The sequence below is a fragment of the Embleya sp. NPDC127516 genome (assembly GCF_044765325.1).
GTDB lineage: Bacteria > Actinomycetota > Actinomycetes > Streptomycetales > Streptomycetaceae > Embleya.
Window position 1 is genome coordinate 285,676 of record NZ_JBIWJT010000003.1, and the last position, 14,171, is coordinate 299,846.

At 72.7% G+C, this 14,171-nt stretch carries 12 protein-coding genes; 7 read left to right on the forward strand and 5 right to left on the reverse strand.

Annotation, left to right across the window (positions count from 1 at the left end):
* Positions 1 to 133: 133 nt before the first annotated feature.
* Both ACIRL2_RS06545 and ACIRL2_RS06550 read right to left on the reverse strand, forming a co-directional pair.
* Positions 134 to 889, reverse strand: a complete 756-nt coding sequence (locus ACIRL2_RS06545) for an SDR family NAD(P)-dependent oxidoreductase (protein WP_395866140.1) — start codon at positions 887 to 889, stop codon at positions 134 to 136.
* A complete protein-coding gene (locus tag ACIRL2_RS06550) occupies positions 886 to 1,626 on the reverse strand; it encodes an SDR family NAD(P)-dependent oxidoreductase (RefSeq protein WP_402230557.1) in 741 nt (246 codons plus the stop codon). Before ACIRL2_RS06550 ends, ACIRL2_RS06545 begins: the two co-directional genes overlap by 4 nt.
* Positions 1,627 to 2,028: 402 nt before the next feature.
* Here ACIRL2_RS06550 and ACIRL2_RS06555 point away from each other — a divergent pair, with 402 nt between their 5' ends.
* From ACIRL2_RS06555 to ACIRL2_RS06575, 5 genes are all read left to right on the forward strand, one after another.
* Positions 2,029 to 3,792, forward strand: a complete 1,764-nt coding sequence (locus ACIRL2_RS06555; protein ID WP_402230559.1) for a hypothetical protein — start codon at positions 2,029 to 2,031, stop codon at positions 3,790 to 3,792.
* Positions 3,793 to 3,957: 165 nt separating this feature from the next.
* Positions 3,958 to 5,718 carry a hypothetical protein gene (locus tag ACIRL2_RS06560; RefSeq protein WP_402230561.1) on the forward strand — a complete coding sequence of 587 codons (1,761 nt, stop codon included), beginning with the start codon at positions 3,958 to 3,960 and terminating at the stop codon, positions 5,716 to 5,718.
* A gap of 66 nt (positions 5,719 to 5,784) precedes the next feature.
* On the forward strand, positions 5,785 to 6,342 hold the full coding sequence (locus tag ACIRL2_RS06565; protein WP_395866133.1) for a putative glycolipid-binding domain-containing protein: 558 nt from the start codon (positions 5,785 to 5,787) through the stop codon (positions 6,340 to 6,342).
* 156 nt (positions 6,343 to 6,498) lie between these two features.
* Positions 6,499 to 7,329, forward strand: coding sequence for a sirohydrochlorin chelatase (locus ACIRL2_RS06570; RefSeq protein WP_395866131.1), 831 nt, complete (start codon positions 6,499 to 6,501; stop codon positions 7,327 to 7,329).
* A 311-nt stretch (positions 7,330 to 7,640) separates the two neighbouring features.
* A complete protein-coding gene (locus tag ACIRL2_RS06575; RefSeq protein ID WP_395866129.1) occupies positions 7,641 to 8,849 on the forward strand; it encodes a CapA family protein in 1,209 nt (402 codons plus the stop codon).
* A gap of 47 nt (positions 8,850 to 8,896) precedes the next feature.
* On the opposite strand, the gene ACIRL2_RS06580 is transcribed toward ACIRL2_RS06575, so the two are convergent.
* Positions 8,897 to 9,535, reverse strand: a complete 639-nt coding sequence (locus tag ACIRL2_RS06580; RefSeq protein ID WP_395866127.1) for a transcriptional regulator — start codon at positions 9,533 to 9,535, stop codon at positions 8,897 to 8,899.
* 271 nt (positions 9,536 to 9,806) lie between these two features.
* On the opposite strand from ACIRL2_RS06580, the gene ACIRL2_RS06585 reads away from it, so the two are divergent.
* Together ACIRL2_RS06585 and ACIRL2_RS06590 are read left to right on the forward strand one after the other, a co-directional pair.
* On the forward strand, positions 9,807 to 10,451 hold the full coding sequence (locus ACIRL2_RS06585; RefSeq protein WP_395866125.1) for a Crp/Fnr family transcriptional regulator: 645 nt from the start codon (positions 9,807 to 9,809) through the stop codon (positions 10,449 to 10,451).
* Between the two features lie 109 nt (positions 10,452 to 10,560).
* Positions 10,561 to 11,259, forward strand: a complete 699-nt coding sequence (locus ACIRL2_RS06590) for a hypothetical protein (protein WP_395866123.1) — start codon at positions 10,561 to 10,563, stop codon at positions 11,257 to 11,259.
* Positions 11,260 to 11,478: 219 nt separating this feature from the next.
* On the opposite strand, the gene ACIRL2_RS06595 is transcribed toward ACIRL2_RS06590, so the two are convergent.
* Together ACIRL2_RS06595 and ACIRL2_RS06600 are read right to left on the reverse strand one after the other, a co-directional pair.
* Positions 11,479 to 12,156: a fasciclin domain-containing protein gene (locus ACIRL2_RS06595; protein WP_402230566.1), complete on the reverse strand. Its 678-nt coding sequence runs from the start codon at positions 12,154 to 12,156 to the stop codon at positions 11,479 to 11,481.
* Positions 12,157 to 12,266: 110 nt separating this feature from the next.
* Positions 12,267 to 13,832 (reverse strand): molybdopterin-dependent oxidoreductase, encoded by a 1,566-nt coding sequence (locus ACIRL2_RS06600; RefSeq protein ID WP_402230568.1) that lies wholly within the window; start codon positions 13,830 to 13,832, stop codon positions 12,267 to 12,269.
* Positions 13,833 to 14,171 lie beyond the last annotated feature (339 nt).

Below are 14,171 nucleotides of genomic sequence, written 5' to 3' on the forward strand. Positions count from 1 at the left end.
CGGCGACGAAGTCGCCCAATAAAGCGGTGCCTCGCGAGCCGGCGACGAAGTCGCCCAATAAAGCGGTGCCTCGCGAGCCGGCGACGAAGTCGCCCAATAAAGCGGTGCCTCGCGAGCCGGCGACGAAGTCGCCCTACAGAAAAGTATCCCGACCTCCGTTGACGATCAGCGTCTGCCCCGTGATGTAGCGCGAGCCCGGGCCGCACAGGAAGACCGCGGGGGCGCCGATGTCGGTTTCCGGATCGCCGACTCGGCGCATCGGGACCTTGTCCGCTATCCGTGACTCCATGGTCGGGTCCGCCTCGAACGCGGACGCGAGCGCGGGCGTCACGGCCAGCGGCGCGAGGCCGTTGACCCGGACGCCGCTCGGACCCCATTCGCGGGCCAGCGCCTTGACGAAGCCGCGTTGTGCGCCCTTGACGCCCGCGTAGAAGGACAGATTGGCGCTGCCGCGCATGCCGGCGGGCGAGGTGAGCAACAACAACGCGCCCCGCGTCTCGCACAGCCGCGGGTAGGCCGCGTGGGCCACCGTGAACGAACCGGTGAGCGAGACGTCGGCGTGCTCGCGCCACAGTTCCGGACGCGCCCGCTCGAAGTCCACCGGCTCGCTGGAGCGGCGCGAGGTCGCGTTGTGCACCACCGCGTGCAGCCCGCCGAACCGGGCCGCGCTCGCCTCGACCGCGGCACGTACCGATTCCGCCGACGTCACGTCGCACTCGGTCGCCCACCCGCTGCCGCCGCGCGCGGTGATCTCCTCGACCACCTCGGCGGCGGAAGCCAGTCTGCGCGCGGTCACCACGACGGTGGAACCGGCCGCAGCCAGGGCCAGCGCGATCCCCTTGCCCAGGCCGGCCGCCGCACCCGTCACCAACGCCACGTGTTCGGTCACGGCGTCATCAGCGCTCCTCCGTCGACGATCAGGGTGGTCCCGGTCAGCCGCGCCGCCGCCGGGGTGAGCAGCAACGACACCGCGTCCGCGACGTCCCGCGCGGTGCTCGGGCCGGGCAGTACCGCCTCGCCCCGGTCCACGTCGGTGCCGCGCAAGTGCTCCGCGCCGTAGGCGAACACGTCCGGGGTGACGATGTTGACGGTGATCCCGTCGACCGCCCAGCGCCGGGCCGCCGACTTGGCCAGCGCGCGCAGCGTCTCGGCGGCGGTGGCCGCCGGCACCAGATCGGCGGCGCCCTCCAGGGCGATGGCGGGCACGACCAGGACGAACCGGCCCCGGCGCGGGGCAAGCAGTTCGCGGGCCACCTGAAGCACCGTCAGGCCGTGCCGGACCGGGTCCTCCGCGAGCCGGTGCCACTCGGCCTCGGTGAGCGTGGCCAGCGGCCGGGGCGACAAGGCGTCGGCCGACAGCAGCGTGTACACGAGCACGTCCACCGCGTCGTGTCCGGCCGCGCGCAGGCCCGCCGCGACGACGGTCCGGAACTCGTCCGGGTCCTTTAGCGCGGCGCGTACGGTCGCCGGCTCCACCCCGCCGCGCGCCGCCGCGATGCGGGCGGCGGCCGGGCCGGGATCGCCCGGATCGCACAGGATCGGCTCGCAACCGTCCGCGGCGAGCCGGTGCGCGACCGCCTCGCCGAGATCGGCCGCACCCACGACGAGGGCAACACGTTCCGCCACGAGACCTCCGAAGGTGGTGATCGACAGCGCGATGGAACCACGGAGTCGTCGAATTGACCATGCGTCAGATCCGACTCGCGGGTCGGCCACCGGGGTCGTTCACCCGCCCGGCGCGCCCTCACCCGATCCCCGGGCGCGGCGCCGGTCGAGGACCGGTTCTTCGGTGCGATGGAGATCACCGGCGGGTGCTCGACGCGCCATGTGTCCACGGCAATCCCCGACTTCGACATCCGCCGGTGCGCCTGCGCGACTGCCCGCAGGCCGGGGCCGGTCGGCGACGGCGGGTGACCGGGGCCGGGCGGCGTGCACCCGCGCGCGCCGGGCGCGTGGGTGCACCTCGGCCGAGTGGTTGTCGGCCGGACCCCGTAGCGTCCAGGTGAGGACGCCACGGAGGGTGCACGAGTGTCGAAGACCGCCATCATCGCGCTGCTGGCCGAATTGAACGATGCCGACGGAATGATCTTCGCACGGATCCGGGACGAGATGCCGGCGGCGCTTCGCGACACCGAGGTGCTGCCGCCCTCGGTGGTGCTCGGCGCACTGCGGGCGGGCGACGACGCCGCGCTGTTCGCGATCGCCGGCAACCTGGGCCTTCCGCGCGGCGCGCTGCCCGAGTTGTACACCGGCCCCGCGCTGCCGACCCTGCGCGCGCTGCGCTCGCTCGCGCCCGGGAATCCGCGCGCCTACACCGAGGCCACCCGCGGGATCCGCGAATCGATGGCGCGGCACTTGGGCGGTTCGGCACCCGCGTGGGGCCGACTGCTCGCGTCGCTGCCCACCTTCGCGGGGCCGTTGAGCGCGGCGATCGAGGCGGCGGGCGCGGGCGAGGAGGCGCCCGGCCTGCGCGTACCGGTCGAACTGCGGGTGGAGTTCCGCCACCTGCTGCTGCTCGCGCCGCCGGCATGCCTGGCCGAGCTCCTGCCCGCGCTGCCTCCGTACATCGTGCGCGACCTGCTTCGGTTCGGGGCCCGGGTGCCGGACGCCGTGCTCGCCGACGTGATCGCCCGGGCCACCCCCGCGCAGTGCCTGGCGCTGGCCCGCGCCCGGCGGACCCGGCCCGAGGTGGCCGGCGCGCTGCTCGCCCTGGCGGACCCGGCGACGAACGCGGCCCTCTACCTCAACCCGCGTACCGGGCAGGCGATCCGGGCCCGGATCATGGCGTCCTCGACGCCGCTGCACCCGACTCTGGTGGAACGGGTGTGCAACGACTGGGCGAGCACGATCCGTCTGCCCGCGCTGTGGTCGGGCGATCCGCTACTGGTGCGCGCCGCGCTGCTCAACCGCGAAGCGATGGCGATCACCCTGCCCGAGTGCCTGACCATCTGGCAGGACAAGGGCATCGAGGGGCTGCGCGCGCACCTGCGGACCCTCCCGCCGCGCGGGGACGGCACCCGACCGCGGGTGTTCCGGAGGCCGCGCTATCGCTCGCTGTTGCTGATCGCCCTGCTGCGGCTGTACGAATGCGCCGGAGCCCGCGCCGCGCTGCACTTGCTGGACGAAATGGAGCCGGAACCCCGGTTGGCCGACCGTTGTCGGGACCTGCTGACCTCGCCCGCCGCGGACACCGAACTGCGCGCGTGGATCGCCAGGTCGATCGGCGACCCACCGCTGGTCCGGCGCCTGCGCCGGTATGTGCCCGCCTTCGAGTGGCCGATGCTGGAGACGAGTACCCCCGATTGGGCGCGGATCGGCCGAGCGCACCGCCGCAGCGCGTTCCCGCCTCGGGCGTTGGCGTTGTTGGCCGAACAGGACGGCTGTCCCGACGAGTTGCGCCGCGAGATCGAATTCGGCCCGCCCTCGGCACAGATGAGCCGGTGCGGGCCCTGGCCGGCCCCCGTCCAGTGGTGGGACCCGAGGTCACGGCGGCGCGGCGAGGCCGAGTTCCGGATCGCGAGCGACCTCGCCGCCGGCCGACTGCCGATCGCCGAGGTCCTGACCGGTCGACGGGCCACCCTGGCCGCGGAACTGCTCGGGCTGCGCGAGACGATCCTTCCCGACACCCGAACGGCCTGCGAACTTCGGGACGGATTCCGCGAACTGATCGACAGTCAGGTGGAACCGGCGGACCGTGCGGCCTTCGCGGCGGTCGCCCTGCGCCTGCTCCCGCACTTCGAGGGAAGTCTGGCCGAACTGGTCACCACCGCGGCCGGTGCCGCCCGCGGCTGACCCGTACATCCGTCCTCGTACCGCTCGCCCCCCGGCGGACCACTACCGTCGTCCCCCCGGGCAGGCCACCACCGTCGGTCCCCCGGCGGACCCCATCGCTCGTTCCCGTGTGTGCCACCACCCTTCGTCCCCGAGTGGGCCACGACTCCCGAGAGGGCATCCGACATGCACTATGCCTCCGCCTTCGCGCTGCTCGCCGCGCTGGACAACGCCGACGGCGAGGTGTTCGCCCGAGTCCGCGGGACCTACGCCCCGCACCTGGGCGAGGCGCGCGGACTCCCGGCCGCGTTGATCACCTCGGTGATCCGGTACGGCACCGGTGCCGACCTGATCCGGGCCGCGGCGCGCAACCCGAACATCCGGGTGACCACCGAGGTTCTCGCCGAGGCGCGACCCGCCGTCGCGGCACTGCGCTTTCTCCGGCACTGCGCCGCGCACGACGCCTTCTCCTACCTGCGGCCGACCACCGAGGTGACCGCGCTTCTGGAGCGGCACCTGGGGGCCGACCCGCGCGCGTGGTCACGGCTGTTGGCACTGCTGCCCGACTGCCAGGGCACCGTGGCCGAACTCGTCAAGGCGGCCGGCGTCGGTACGGGCGGCACCGAGGTGATCCCGACCCCGCCGCGCACGGTGGCCACCGAATGGCGGCAACTGCTGTTGTCGGCCCGCCCCGAGCTGCTGACCGCGCTCGTGCCGCACCTGCGCCCGCGTACGGTGCTCGACCTCGTGCACTTCGGCGCCCTGCTGCCGGGGCCGATCGTCGCCGAGGTGGTGCGTCGCGCGACGCCGAAGCAGCGGCTCGCGCTGGCCGCCGCCGGATCGGTGCGCGCCGAGGCGCACGACGCGCTGATCGATCTGGGCGTCCCGGAGGTGAACGCGGCCGTCTACAACAACCCCAGGGCGGGCGACCGCGAGCGGAACCGGATCATGGCCGCCGCCGGCACCGTCCCGCTCGACCCGGACACGAGGACGCGGGCGCTCCGGTCGGACAACATCCGCTACCGGCGCCCCGGGGTGTGGTCCGGCGATCCGACGCTCGTGCGGGCCGCGCTGCTGCGGGTGCGGCAGGCGAACGTGAGCGTGTCCACGTGTATCCGGACGTGGGAGGAGGGCGGGACGCAGGCATTGCGCCCGCTGTTCCGCGACACCTTCGGGAACAGGCGGCAGCACGAGCCGTTCGTGGTGCCCGTGCATCGTGCGGTCCTGCTCGGCGCGTTGCTCGCCCTGTGGGATCGGCACGGTGTCGCGGGGGCGGCGAGCCTGGTCGAGGACCTGCCGCTGCGGGAGGGGCCGGCGGCGAAGCTGCGCGCGATGTTCGAGGCCGGCGAGGAGGGCCGCGCGCGGCTGCGGGCCGAGTACGAGCGCGGCCTCGCCCGGCGGTCGCCCCGGTCGGACCCCCCGCGGGTGCCGCAGGGCTTCCTGATCGGCGCACCCTGGGATCCGCGGGCCGCCTGGTCGGCCCTGGAGGCCGCGCACGCCCAGGCGCCGCTGCCGGCCGCGACCGCGCGCTACCTGACCGCGCTTCCGGATTGTCCGGCCCCGATCGCCGAGGCCGCCGACGACGGCGAGGCGCTGCGCGAGCGGTGGCCGGTCGGCGGCGGATGGCGTCGGGTGTACCCGCACGACGACAGCTACACGAAGGAGGTGCGTCGGCTGCGTGTCGAGCTGACGAAGATTCCGGATCTGGCCGAGCGGGTGTTCATCGCCGCCACGCCCGCCGAGCGGGCGCTGGAGCTGTACGACCGGATCCAGCGCTACGCGCCGGAACCGGAGTCGGCCGCCGCGCAGCGCGCGCGGATGGCCGAGTACATCCGCGAATACCTGGGTGAGGGCCTGGAAGCCCGGGTGATCGCCGCGCGGATGGCCCCTTCGTTCGCCGGGACACTGCCCGAGTTGTTCGCCACCGCGGCTGCCGCGGCCGGCTGAACGGGGCCCGTGCCGGGGTCGGAAAAGCGTTGGTGCGGATGGCCGAATCGGGGTACCGATGCACACGTGACGGATGAGCGCGTACTGACGTGGCAGGTGACCGAGAGCGGCGGGCAGGAGACCTCGTGGGTCGAGTTGGGGGAGTCGTGGCTCTCCGCGCGGGGCGAGGCCCTGGGCACGACGCCGCGGTCGTATCGGCTCACCTACGAGCTGGAGACGGGGCAGGACTACGTGACCACCCGATTGCGGGTGGTCGCGCAGGGTGCGGGTGAGACCAGACGGCTGGACCTGCGGCGCACGGCGGACGGCTGGACGGTGGACGGCGTGCCCCGGCCGGACCTGGCCGACGCGCTCGACTGCGACCTGGGCCTGTGTCCGCTCACCAACACGATGCCGATCCTGCGTCACGGGCTGCACGAGGAGGCCGGCCGGCACCGCTTCCTGATGGCCTTCGTGGCCGTGCCGGAGTTGGTGGTGGCACCGTCCTGGCAGACGTACACGCACCTGGGCGTGGAACCCGACGGGGCTCGGGTGCGCTACGAGTCCGGTGATTTCCGCAGCGATCTGCTCGTGGATCGGGAGGGATTGGTGGTGGACTATCCACAGTTGGCCACCCGAATCTGAGCGGGGCGGGCACCCGGTCGACGGTGGGTCGGCCGCCGCCGGAGCCGTGAAATCCGGGCCACCGGCAGCGCCGGCGGTGATCATGGCCGTAACAGTCCTGTTGCTCTTGTCGTCCTGCTGTGAAGGCTTTGGCCGGATTCCATAAAATTCGATCCCATGAGCTCCTCCTCGGACGCAGCGTCCCCGCTGCCCGCCCGCACTCCAGGTCTGCCCACCCGGGTGCCGCAACCCCGTCAGGGCGGACGGCACCGTCGGCCCGATTCCCACGAACTCCCGGAGGCCGCCAAACCGTTGATTCTCGCCGTGCCCGGCCCCGCGAACGCCGACCTGCTCGCCCTGGTGAGCGAGGTCGCGTTGTTGGCCGGCGCGGATCTGCCCGGACTCGACATCCGGCCGGTGGTGATAGAGGAGGGCGGCACCGACCTCGCCGCCGTCCTGCGCGGCGCGCCGTCGGCGGTCGTCGTCCCGCTCCTGCTCGGTCCCGACGCCGAGGCCGCGGCCCGGACCGAGGCCGTTCTCGCCACCGCGGAAGGCGAGTTCCTGCGCTGCGGCGTGCTCGGTCCGCACCCGCTGCTGGCCGAGGTGCTGCACGAGCGGTTGTCCGAAGCCGGCCTGGCCCGGGCCGACCGGGCCCGTTTGTTCAGCGTCGCCACCGCCGCCGAGGGGATCGTGCTGGTCACCGACGGTGGCCCGGAGGCGGTCGCCGCGGCGGAGGTGACCGGTGTGCTGCTCGCGGCCCGACTCGCGTTGCCGGTGATGACCGCCGACCTGGGCGACCCGAAGACGGTGTCGGTCGCCGCCGAGCGGCTGCGCGAGATGGGCGCGGCCTCGATAGCGCTCGCGCCGCACGTGCTCGGTCCCGATGTCGAAGCCGGTCGGATCGCCGAGGTCGCGGCCCAGGCCGGGTGTACGGCGGCCGAGCCGATCGGTGCGCACACCTCGGTCGCGAAGCTGGTCCTGCACAAGTACCTGGAGGCCTGCGGCTAGGGCCCATGCCGGGCGGCGCGGACCAAGCCGAGATCCCCGGGACAGGCCCCGATCCTGTCCCCACCCGGGATTCGGCCGCGCGCGCCTCGCGAGGCGGCGCATGGCTCCCCCCGTGCCATGCGCCGCCGATTCGGGTTGCCCCGGCCCGCCTCGGGACCCGGGCGGGCGAGTGATCCGACGTGCGCCGCGAGCCCTCGACATCCCGCTTACGGCCGGGCGGATCAGGGTTGGCCGGTCACGAGCGGGCCGGCAGAGTTCCGCCAATCGGCGGCTCTTTCGCTGCGGCGCTCGCGTGGGGGGAATACGCGGCCATGGATACGTCACGCAAGAGATACGGCGCCGCGATCGCGCTGGTGGCACTCGGTCTGCTGGCAGGGCTGATCACCCTGGTCTGGGACTCCGGCCGGACCGGGAACCACGCCCGCAAGGACTCGGCCGCCTCGGCGCCCACCGCGCCCGCGCCCACGCCCGCGGCTCAGGGTAGGCAGCCGATGACCCTCACCCTGACCACCACGGGCGACGTGCTCGCCTACCCGACGATCATCGCCCAGTCCGAGCGGGACGCGGGCGGCTCCGGGAACGACTTCCACAAGATCTTCGCGGACGTGGTGCCGCTGGTGCAGCAGGCCGATCTGGCGCTGTGTCACATGGAGACCCCATACGCCCCGCCCGAGGGGCCGTTCACCGGCTATCCGATCTTCGCCGCGCCGCCGCAGATCGCCCGCACGCTCGCGGACACCGGCTACGACGGCTGCTCGACCGCGTCCAATCACACCCTCGACGGCGGCTTCAAGGGAGTCCAGCGCACGCTGGAGACCCTGGACGCGGCGGGGGTGCGGCACGCGGGCAGCGCGCGCAGCGAGCAGGAGGCCGCGCCGACCATCATGGACGTCAAGGGCGTCAAGGTCGCGCACCTGTCCTGGACGTACGACACCAACGGGATCCCGCTGCCCGAGGGCAAGCCGTGGTCGGTCAACGTGATCGACAAGCAGCGGATGATCGCCCAGGCCCGGGCCGCTCGGGCCGCCGGCGCCGAGCTGGTTCTGCTGAGCGTGCACTGGGGGACCGAGTGGCAGCGCGAGCCGGACCAGCAACAGCGCACCTTGGCACGGGAGTTGACCGCCTCGACGGACAACGGCAGCAAGGACTTCGACCTGATCATCGGCACGCACAACCACGTGCCGCAGGCCTACGAGAAGGTCAACGGCACGTGGGTGATCTACGGGATGGGCGACGAACTCGCCAACTTCCCGGACAAGCCGAGGGGCAACTACAGCTCGGCCGGGCTGTTCACGTTCTCCCGGGACGCGGCGGGCACGTGGAGCGTGACCGATGCGCGGTTCCGCCCGCTGTACTCGCACCCCGGGCCGCCGTTCCGGATCCTGGACGTGAACAAGGCACTGGCCGACCCGGGCACCCCGGCGGACACCCGGACGCTGCTGGAGGCCGCGCGGTCGAGCGTGGTGGAGGCGGTGCTCTCCGAGGGGGCGGCCGGGGCGGGGCTCACCGAGTCGAAGTAGGGCGCACGGGCGCGGTGCGGTCGGCCGGGCCGGCCGCGCTCGTTGCGTCAGGACGTCGGGAGGGCGTCCCAGAAGGCCAGTTCGTAGCTCTGCATCAGGCGAGCGGCGGTCTTGGCGCCCTCCTGGTCGTCACCCGCGTCCAGTCCGGTCTGCAACAGGGTCAGCGCGGCGTCCTCGAAGCCCGGGGGCAGTTCCGCGAAGAAGGTGAAGAACGCGACCTGATCCTCGGTCAACTCGTGGTGGGTACGCAGGGCCCGGGCGAACCGCTCGCAATAACCGCCCCAGAAACCGAAGTTGGCCAACAACGCGAGGGCCACCTCGGCGCGCGAGCCGAACTGGGCGAGCCAGGCCAGGTGATGCGGGTAGCCCTGGGCGGCGGCGTTCGGCGCGTACCCGAGCAGGTCGGCGGCGGTCAGGCCGACCGCCTCCGCGTACGGCATCAGCAGTTGCAACGCTCGGCCCTCGCCGTCGGCCAGGGCCAGAAACAGCGGCGCGGCGTCCGGGAATCGGGCCGCGAGCAACGCGAACGAGCGCCGATCGCTGAGGATGATCCGATACTCCTCGCCGGCGATCCGGCGCAGTGCCTCGGCTTCGACCTGGCCGGCCTCGGCCCGGTCCACGAACCGGTTCGTGGATCCCGTGGTCAGGTCCTGTACGACCTGGGTGTAGAGCATCCGTGCGTCCATCGTGCCACCGTTCGACTCGTCGATTCCTGGTCGCCGGGCTCCGCCCGCGTGCGAGTCCTATCCCTCCCCGGGAACGGGCCGATCCACTCCCGCCCGGTCGGTCCGTCGGCCCGGATGGGTACACCCACCGAAGGGCCGACCACGCCACGCGGACGGCTCGGGAGCGGTCGGGCCGACCTCGATCCCGGCCCACCGGCGGGATCCGCGAACGCCTGACCGATCGGAATGCGCGTGGTTAAGCTCTGGCGGCACGGGCGACGGAGGAGCGGGTGTGGCCGAGGACGAGAGGGCACTGCCCAAGGAACTCCGGGACGTCCTGCGCGAGTCCGGCCGGCGGTTGGGCTACGACCGCGGCGACGCGCTGTTCATGGAGGGCGACCACCCGCGTCACGTGGTGTTGATCGAGCACGGGCAGGTCAAGATCGAACGGGCGACCTCGGACGGTTCGGCGGTCACCATCGCGGTCCGCGGACCGGGCGAGCTGGTCGGTGAGCTCGCCTGCATCGACGGGCGGGGCCGGTCCGCGACCGTGGTCGCGCTGGGCCCGGTGGTGGCCGTCCTGGTGCCGCTGTCCCGGTTTCGCGAACTGCTCAACACGAACGCTCCGTTGGTGTACGCGGTGTTGATCCGCACGGTCTCCCGGATTCGCGAGTCGGACCGCTGGCGGGTCGAGTACGGCGCGCTGGCCACCGGCCGCCGGGTGGCCCGGGCGTTGGCGGACCGCACCCTGGGCAGCGCCGAGGGGCCGTACGTGATCCGGACCACGCAGCAGGAACTCGCCGACGCGATCGGCATCTCGCGCGAATCCGTGGTCCGGGCGCTGCGCGTGTTGTACGAGTCCGGGCTGGTGCGGACCCGGCGCGGCAGCATCGTGGTGCCCGATCCGCCCGCGTTGCGCGAATGGGCCGACGGATAACGCGTTGTGTGTCATCTGACGCGTACAACCGGCCGTCGCCGGAGTACTCCTTGAGGGGCAGGTAGCGAGGCGCGCGAGCGCACGGCGCGGTAGGCGGTTGGGGGAATCCGTGGGAGCCAAGTCGCGATACATGTCGATCCTGGTGCTCGACGTCGAGCGATTCGGCCGGCGTTCGGACGTGACGCAGGAGTGGGTGCGCGGGCGGCTGTACGAACTGCTGCACTCCGCGCTCGAATCGGCGGGCATCGCGTGGGACGCGTGCGTGGTCGAGGACCGCGGCGACGGCGCGATCCTGCTGATCCCGGCGAACGTGCCCAAGGAGGACCTGACCGATCTGTTCATCGACCGGTTGCACGCCGGGCTGCGCAACCACGACCGGCATGCCAGCGACGAGGCGCGGATCAGACTGCGGGTGTCCCTGCACGCGGGCGACGTGGTGCAGGACATCCGCGGTTGGTCGGGCAGCGCGATCAACACCGCCTGCCGACTGGTCAACGCCGACCCGCTGCGCGCGGTGCTGGCCGCCGCCGAGCGCGCGTGTCTGGCGCTGATCGTGTCCGGTTCGTGGCACGAGGCGGTGGTCGTCCCGGAGCGTGGCGGCCTGGAGAGCGCGGCCTATGGGGAGGTGCACGTGCGAGCCAAGGAGGTCGACGAGACCGCGTGGGTGTACGTGCCCGGATATCAACGTCCACCCGCCACGGATACCGATCAACCGGTGAGCCCGCCCAAGACGCGGAAGACGACTGTCCGGCGCGGGGGGCTGGACAGGGGCTTCAGCTTCGACGGTGAGGTCAGCCGACCTCGGTGACGTGGTGGGTGGAGACGCACTCGGGGCGCCGGGTCGTGCAGGCCGACCGATGGGGGCGGTTCCGACCGGTGCTCGGCGGCCGGTGCCCGCGGACCTGGGAGGGAGAGGCCCGGGGGCGCTCGGCACGCCGACGGGCGGTCGTGTCCCCACGCGCGGGGACACGACCGCCCGTCGGTCACCACCCGGCCGGGCCGGGTCGGGTGGGTCGGGCAGGGCCGGTCAGGAGGCCGGCGGCATCAGCACGGTGTCGACGAGGTACACGGTCGCGTTGCCGGTCTGCACGTTGCCGCAGACCACCTTCGAGGTGCCGTTGACGGTGTACGTCTCGCCCGAGCCCTTGGTCGTGAGCGACTGCTTCTCCAGCGTCTCGAACGAGCCGTTGTCCAGCCTGGCGGGCGCGAGCCGCTGACCGACGACGTGGTAGGTCAGGATCCTGGTGAGCATCGCCTTGTCGGCCAGGACCTTGTCCAGGGTCTCCTTGGGGAGTTTGGCGAACGCGTCGTTGGTCGGCGCGAACACGGTGATGTTCTGCGCCGTGTTGAGGGTGTCCACGAGCCCGGCGGTCTGGACGGCGGTCACCAGGGTGGACAACACCGGGTTGTGCGACGCGGCGGTGGCGACCGGGTCCATGGCCATGCCGGTGAAGCTGCCCGCGCCGGTGGCGGGTACCGCCGAACACGCGCTGCCGAACGGCGCCGAGGCCGGGTTCGCGCCGCCGGGGGCGCCGGCGGCCGACGAGGGGGAGCCGGCCGACGAGGGCGCCGCGGCCGGCGCGGAGGTCTCCGTCTTCTTGGCCGAGTCGTCCTTGTCGTCGCTGCCGCAGGCGGCCAGCGGAATCGCGAGGGCGGCCACGGTCGCGACGGTGGCGATGGTGCGGGGGAGACGGATGGTGGTCATTGGTGACTTCCTTTTTTGAGGCGTGAGGCGTGAGGCGTGAGGTGCCGGAGCCTGGGCGTGAGCGATGAGGCTTGGGGCTTGGGTGCTGCGCTTGGACTTCGGGGCGTCGGTCAGGTGACGGTGACCACCACCGAATGCCGGCCGGTGGCGCCGTTGGGCACCGTGCCGACGCGCTTGTCGGTCTGTACGGCGCCGCCGGCGTCGGTGGCACGGACCTCGATCCGGTGCGAGCCCGCCGTGGTCGGCGTCCACTCCCACACCCACTGGCGCCAGGTGTCGACGCTCGGCGCCTCGGCGAGCCGGGCGGGTTGCCACGGGCCGCCGTCCACGCCGACCTCGACGGCGGACACGCCCCGGTGTTGGGCCCACGCGATGCCCGCGACCGGTACCGGCGTGCCGATCCGAAGGCGGGCGAACGGCTTCGGGGTATCGATCCGCGACTGGGTCTTGATCGGCGCCTCCCGCGACCACGTGCGCTTGACCCAGTAGGCGTCGTACGCGGCGAACGTGGTCAGTTCGAGGTCCTCGAGCCACTTGCACGCGGACACGTATCCGTACAGCCCGGGCACCACCATCCGGACCGGGTAGCCGTGCTCGAACGGCAGCGGTTCGCCGTTCATGCCGACCGCGAGCAGCGCGTCCCGCCCGTCCATGGCGACCTCGACCGGCGTGCCGATGGTCATTCCGTCGGTGGAGCGGGAGACGAGTTGATCGGCGGGGCCGCCGCGCGAGGGCGGCCGTACGCCCGCCTCCCGCAGCAGGTCCGCGAGTCGTACGCCGATCCACCGGGCCGTGCCCGTGTATGGGCCGCCGACCTCGTTCGACACACAGGTCAGGGTGATGTCGCGCTCGATCAGTGGGCGCCGGAGCAGGTCGTCGTAGGAGAAGGTCAACGGCGTACGCACGCCCTTGCCGTGAATCCGCAGCGACCAGTTCCCGACGTTCACACGCGGCACCACGAGAGCGGTGTCCACTCGATAGAAGTCGGCGTTGGTGGTGGTGAACGAGGACATGCCGGGCAACCGCAGATCCGTGCCGACCGACAGCGCCGGGGCCGGTTCGGCGGGCGTGGGCAGTCGGATCCGGTCGCGGAACGCGGCGATCGAGGCCCGCTTCCCGTTGCCGATGATCCGACCGGTGGTGCCGGACACCGCGGAGCCCAGGGCCACCGCGCCGGCGGTGATCAGGAAGGCGCGGCGGTCGAACGCGCGATCCTCCGCACACACCCCGACCACCGGCCTGGTCAGCCGGCACAGCGCGGCAGCCCCGGCGACCCCGGCGAGCAGGGACGGCACGGTGTCCGCGAAACCGGCGCCGGCCCGGTGGTAGGCGGCGAACGCGCCGAGCAGTCCGAACGCGAACACGCCTGCCATCGCCGTGCGACGCAGCCGCAGCGACACCAGGCCGAGGCCGAGTGCGATCAGCGCGAGGATGGCCAGAATTCCGGACTGGAGCATCAACTTGTCGTTGTCGCCGAATTCCCGGACGGCCCAGTCCTTGATGGCCGGGGGAGTGCGGTCGATGACCGCTCCCCCGACGGCCGGGATTGGGCTCGCCTCGGGCCGGACGAACGCGGCGCCGAGTTCGGCGACGGCCAGTGCGGCGCCGGCGGACAGCAGTCCGCTCAGCGCGCCCAGTCCGGCCCGCGTCCATCGGCGAGTTCCGATTGCCTTCACGTCGGGCCATTCGCGACCGACGGTCGTGCGGATTGGTCGTTCACCCGAATCGGGTCGGGCCGATCCGATCGAGGGACGTGGGTGCGCCGGGTCCTCTCCCGTGGTGCGGAAATCGACCGGCGTGGGCACCAATCCGTTCGACGTTCGGCATCGAATACCTGGCGGACGCCGGTGCGACGCGGTTCGATCGGAGCCGCATCCGGTGCCGGACGGACGCGTGGTTCGGGAGTGCTGGGGCAATCCCACCACGGGTGACGTCCTCGGGGCGGCTCGAGCGGGAGTGGGACATGGGTGATCGGTATGGGCACCGCCGCCGGGGCGGCTGTGCGGCCGCGAGCG

Excerpts from the sequence above, each read along its gene's own strand:
- ACIRL2_RS06560 (WP_402230561.1), top strand. The coding sequence starts at position 3,958 with ATGCACTATGCCTCCGCCTTCGCGCTGCTCGCCGCGCTGGACAACGCC.
- ACIRL2_RS06570 (WP_395866131.1), top strand. The coding sequence starts at position 6,499 with ATGAGCTCCTCCTCGGACGCAGCGTCCCCGCTGCCCGCCCGCACTCCA.
- ACIRL2_RS06575 (WP_395866129.1), top strand. The coding sequence starts at position 7,641 with ATGGATACGTCACGCAAGAGATACGGCGCCGCGATCGCGCTGGTGGCA.
- ACIRL2_RS06580 (WP_395866127.1), bottom strand. The coding sequence starts at position 9,535 with ATGGACGCACGGATGCTCTACACCCAGGTCGTACAGGACCTGACCACG.
- ACIRL2_RS06595 (WP_402230566.1), bottom strand. The coding sequence starts at position 12,156 with ATGACCACCATCCGTCTCCCCCGCACCATCGCCACCGTCGCGACCGTG.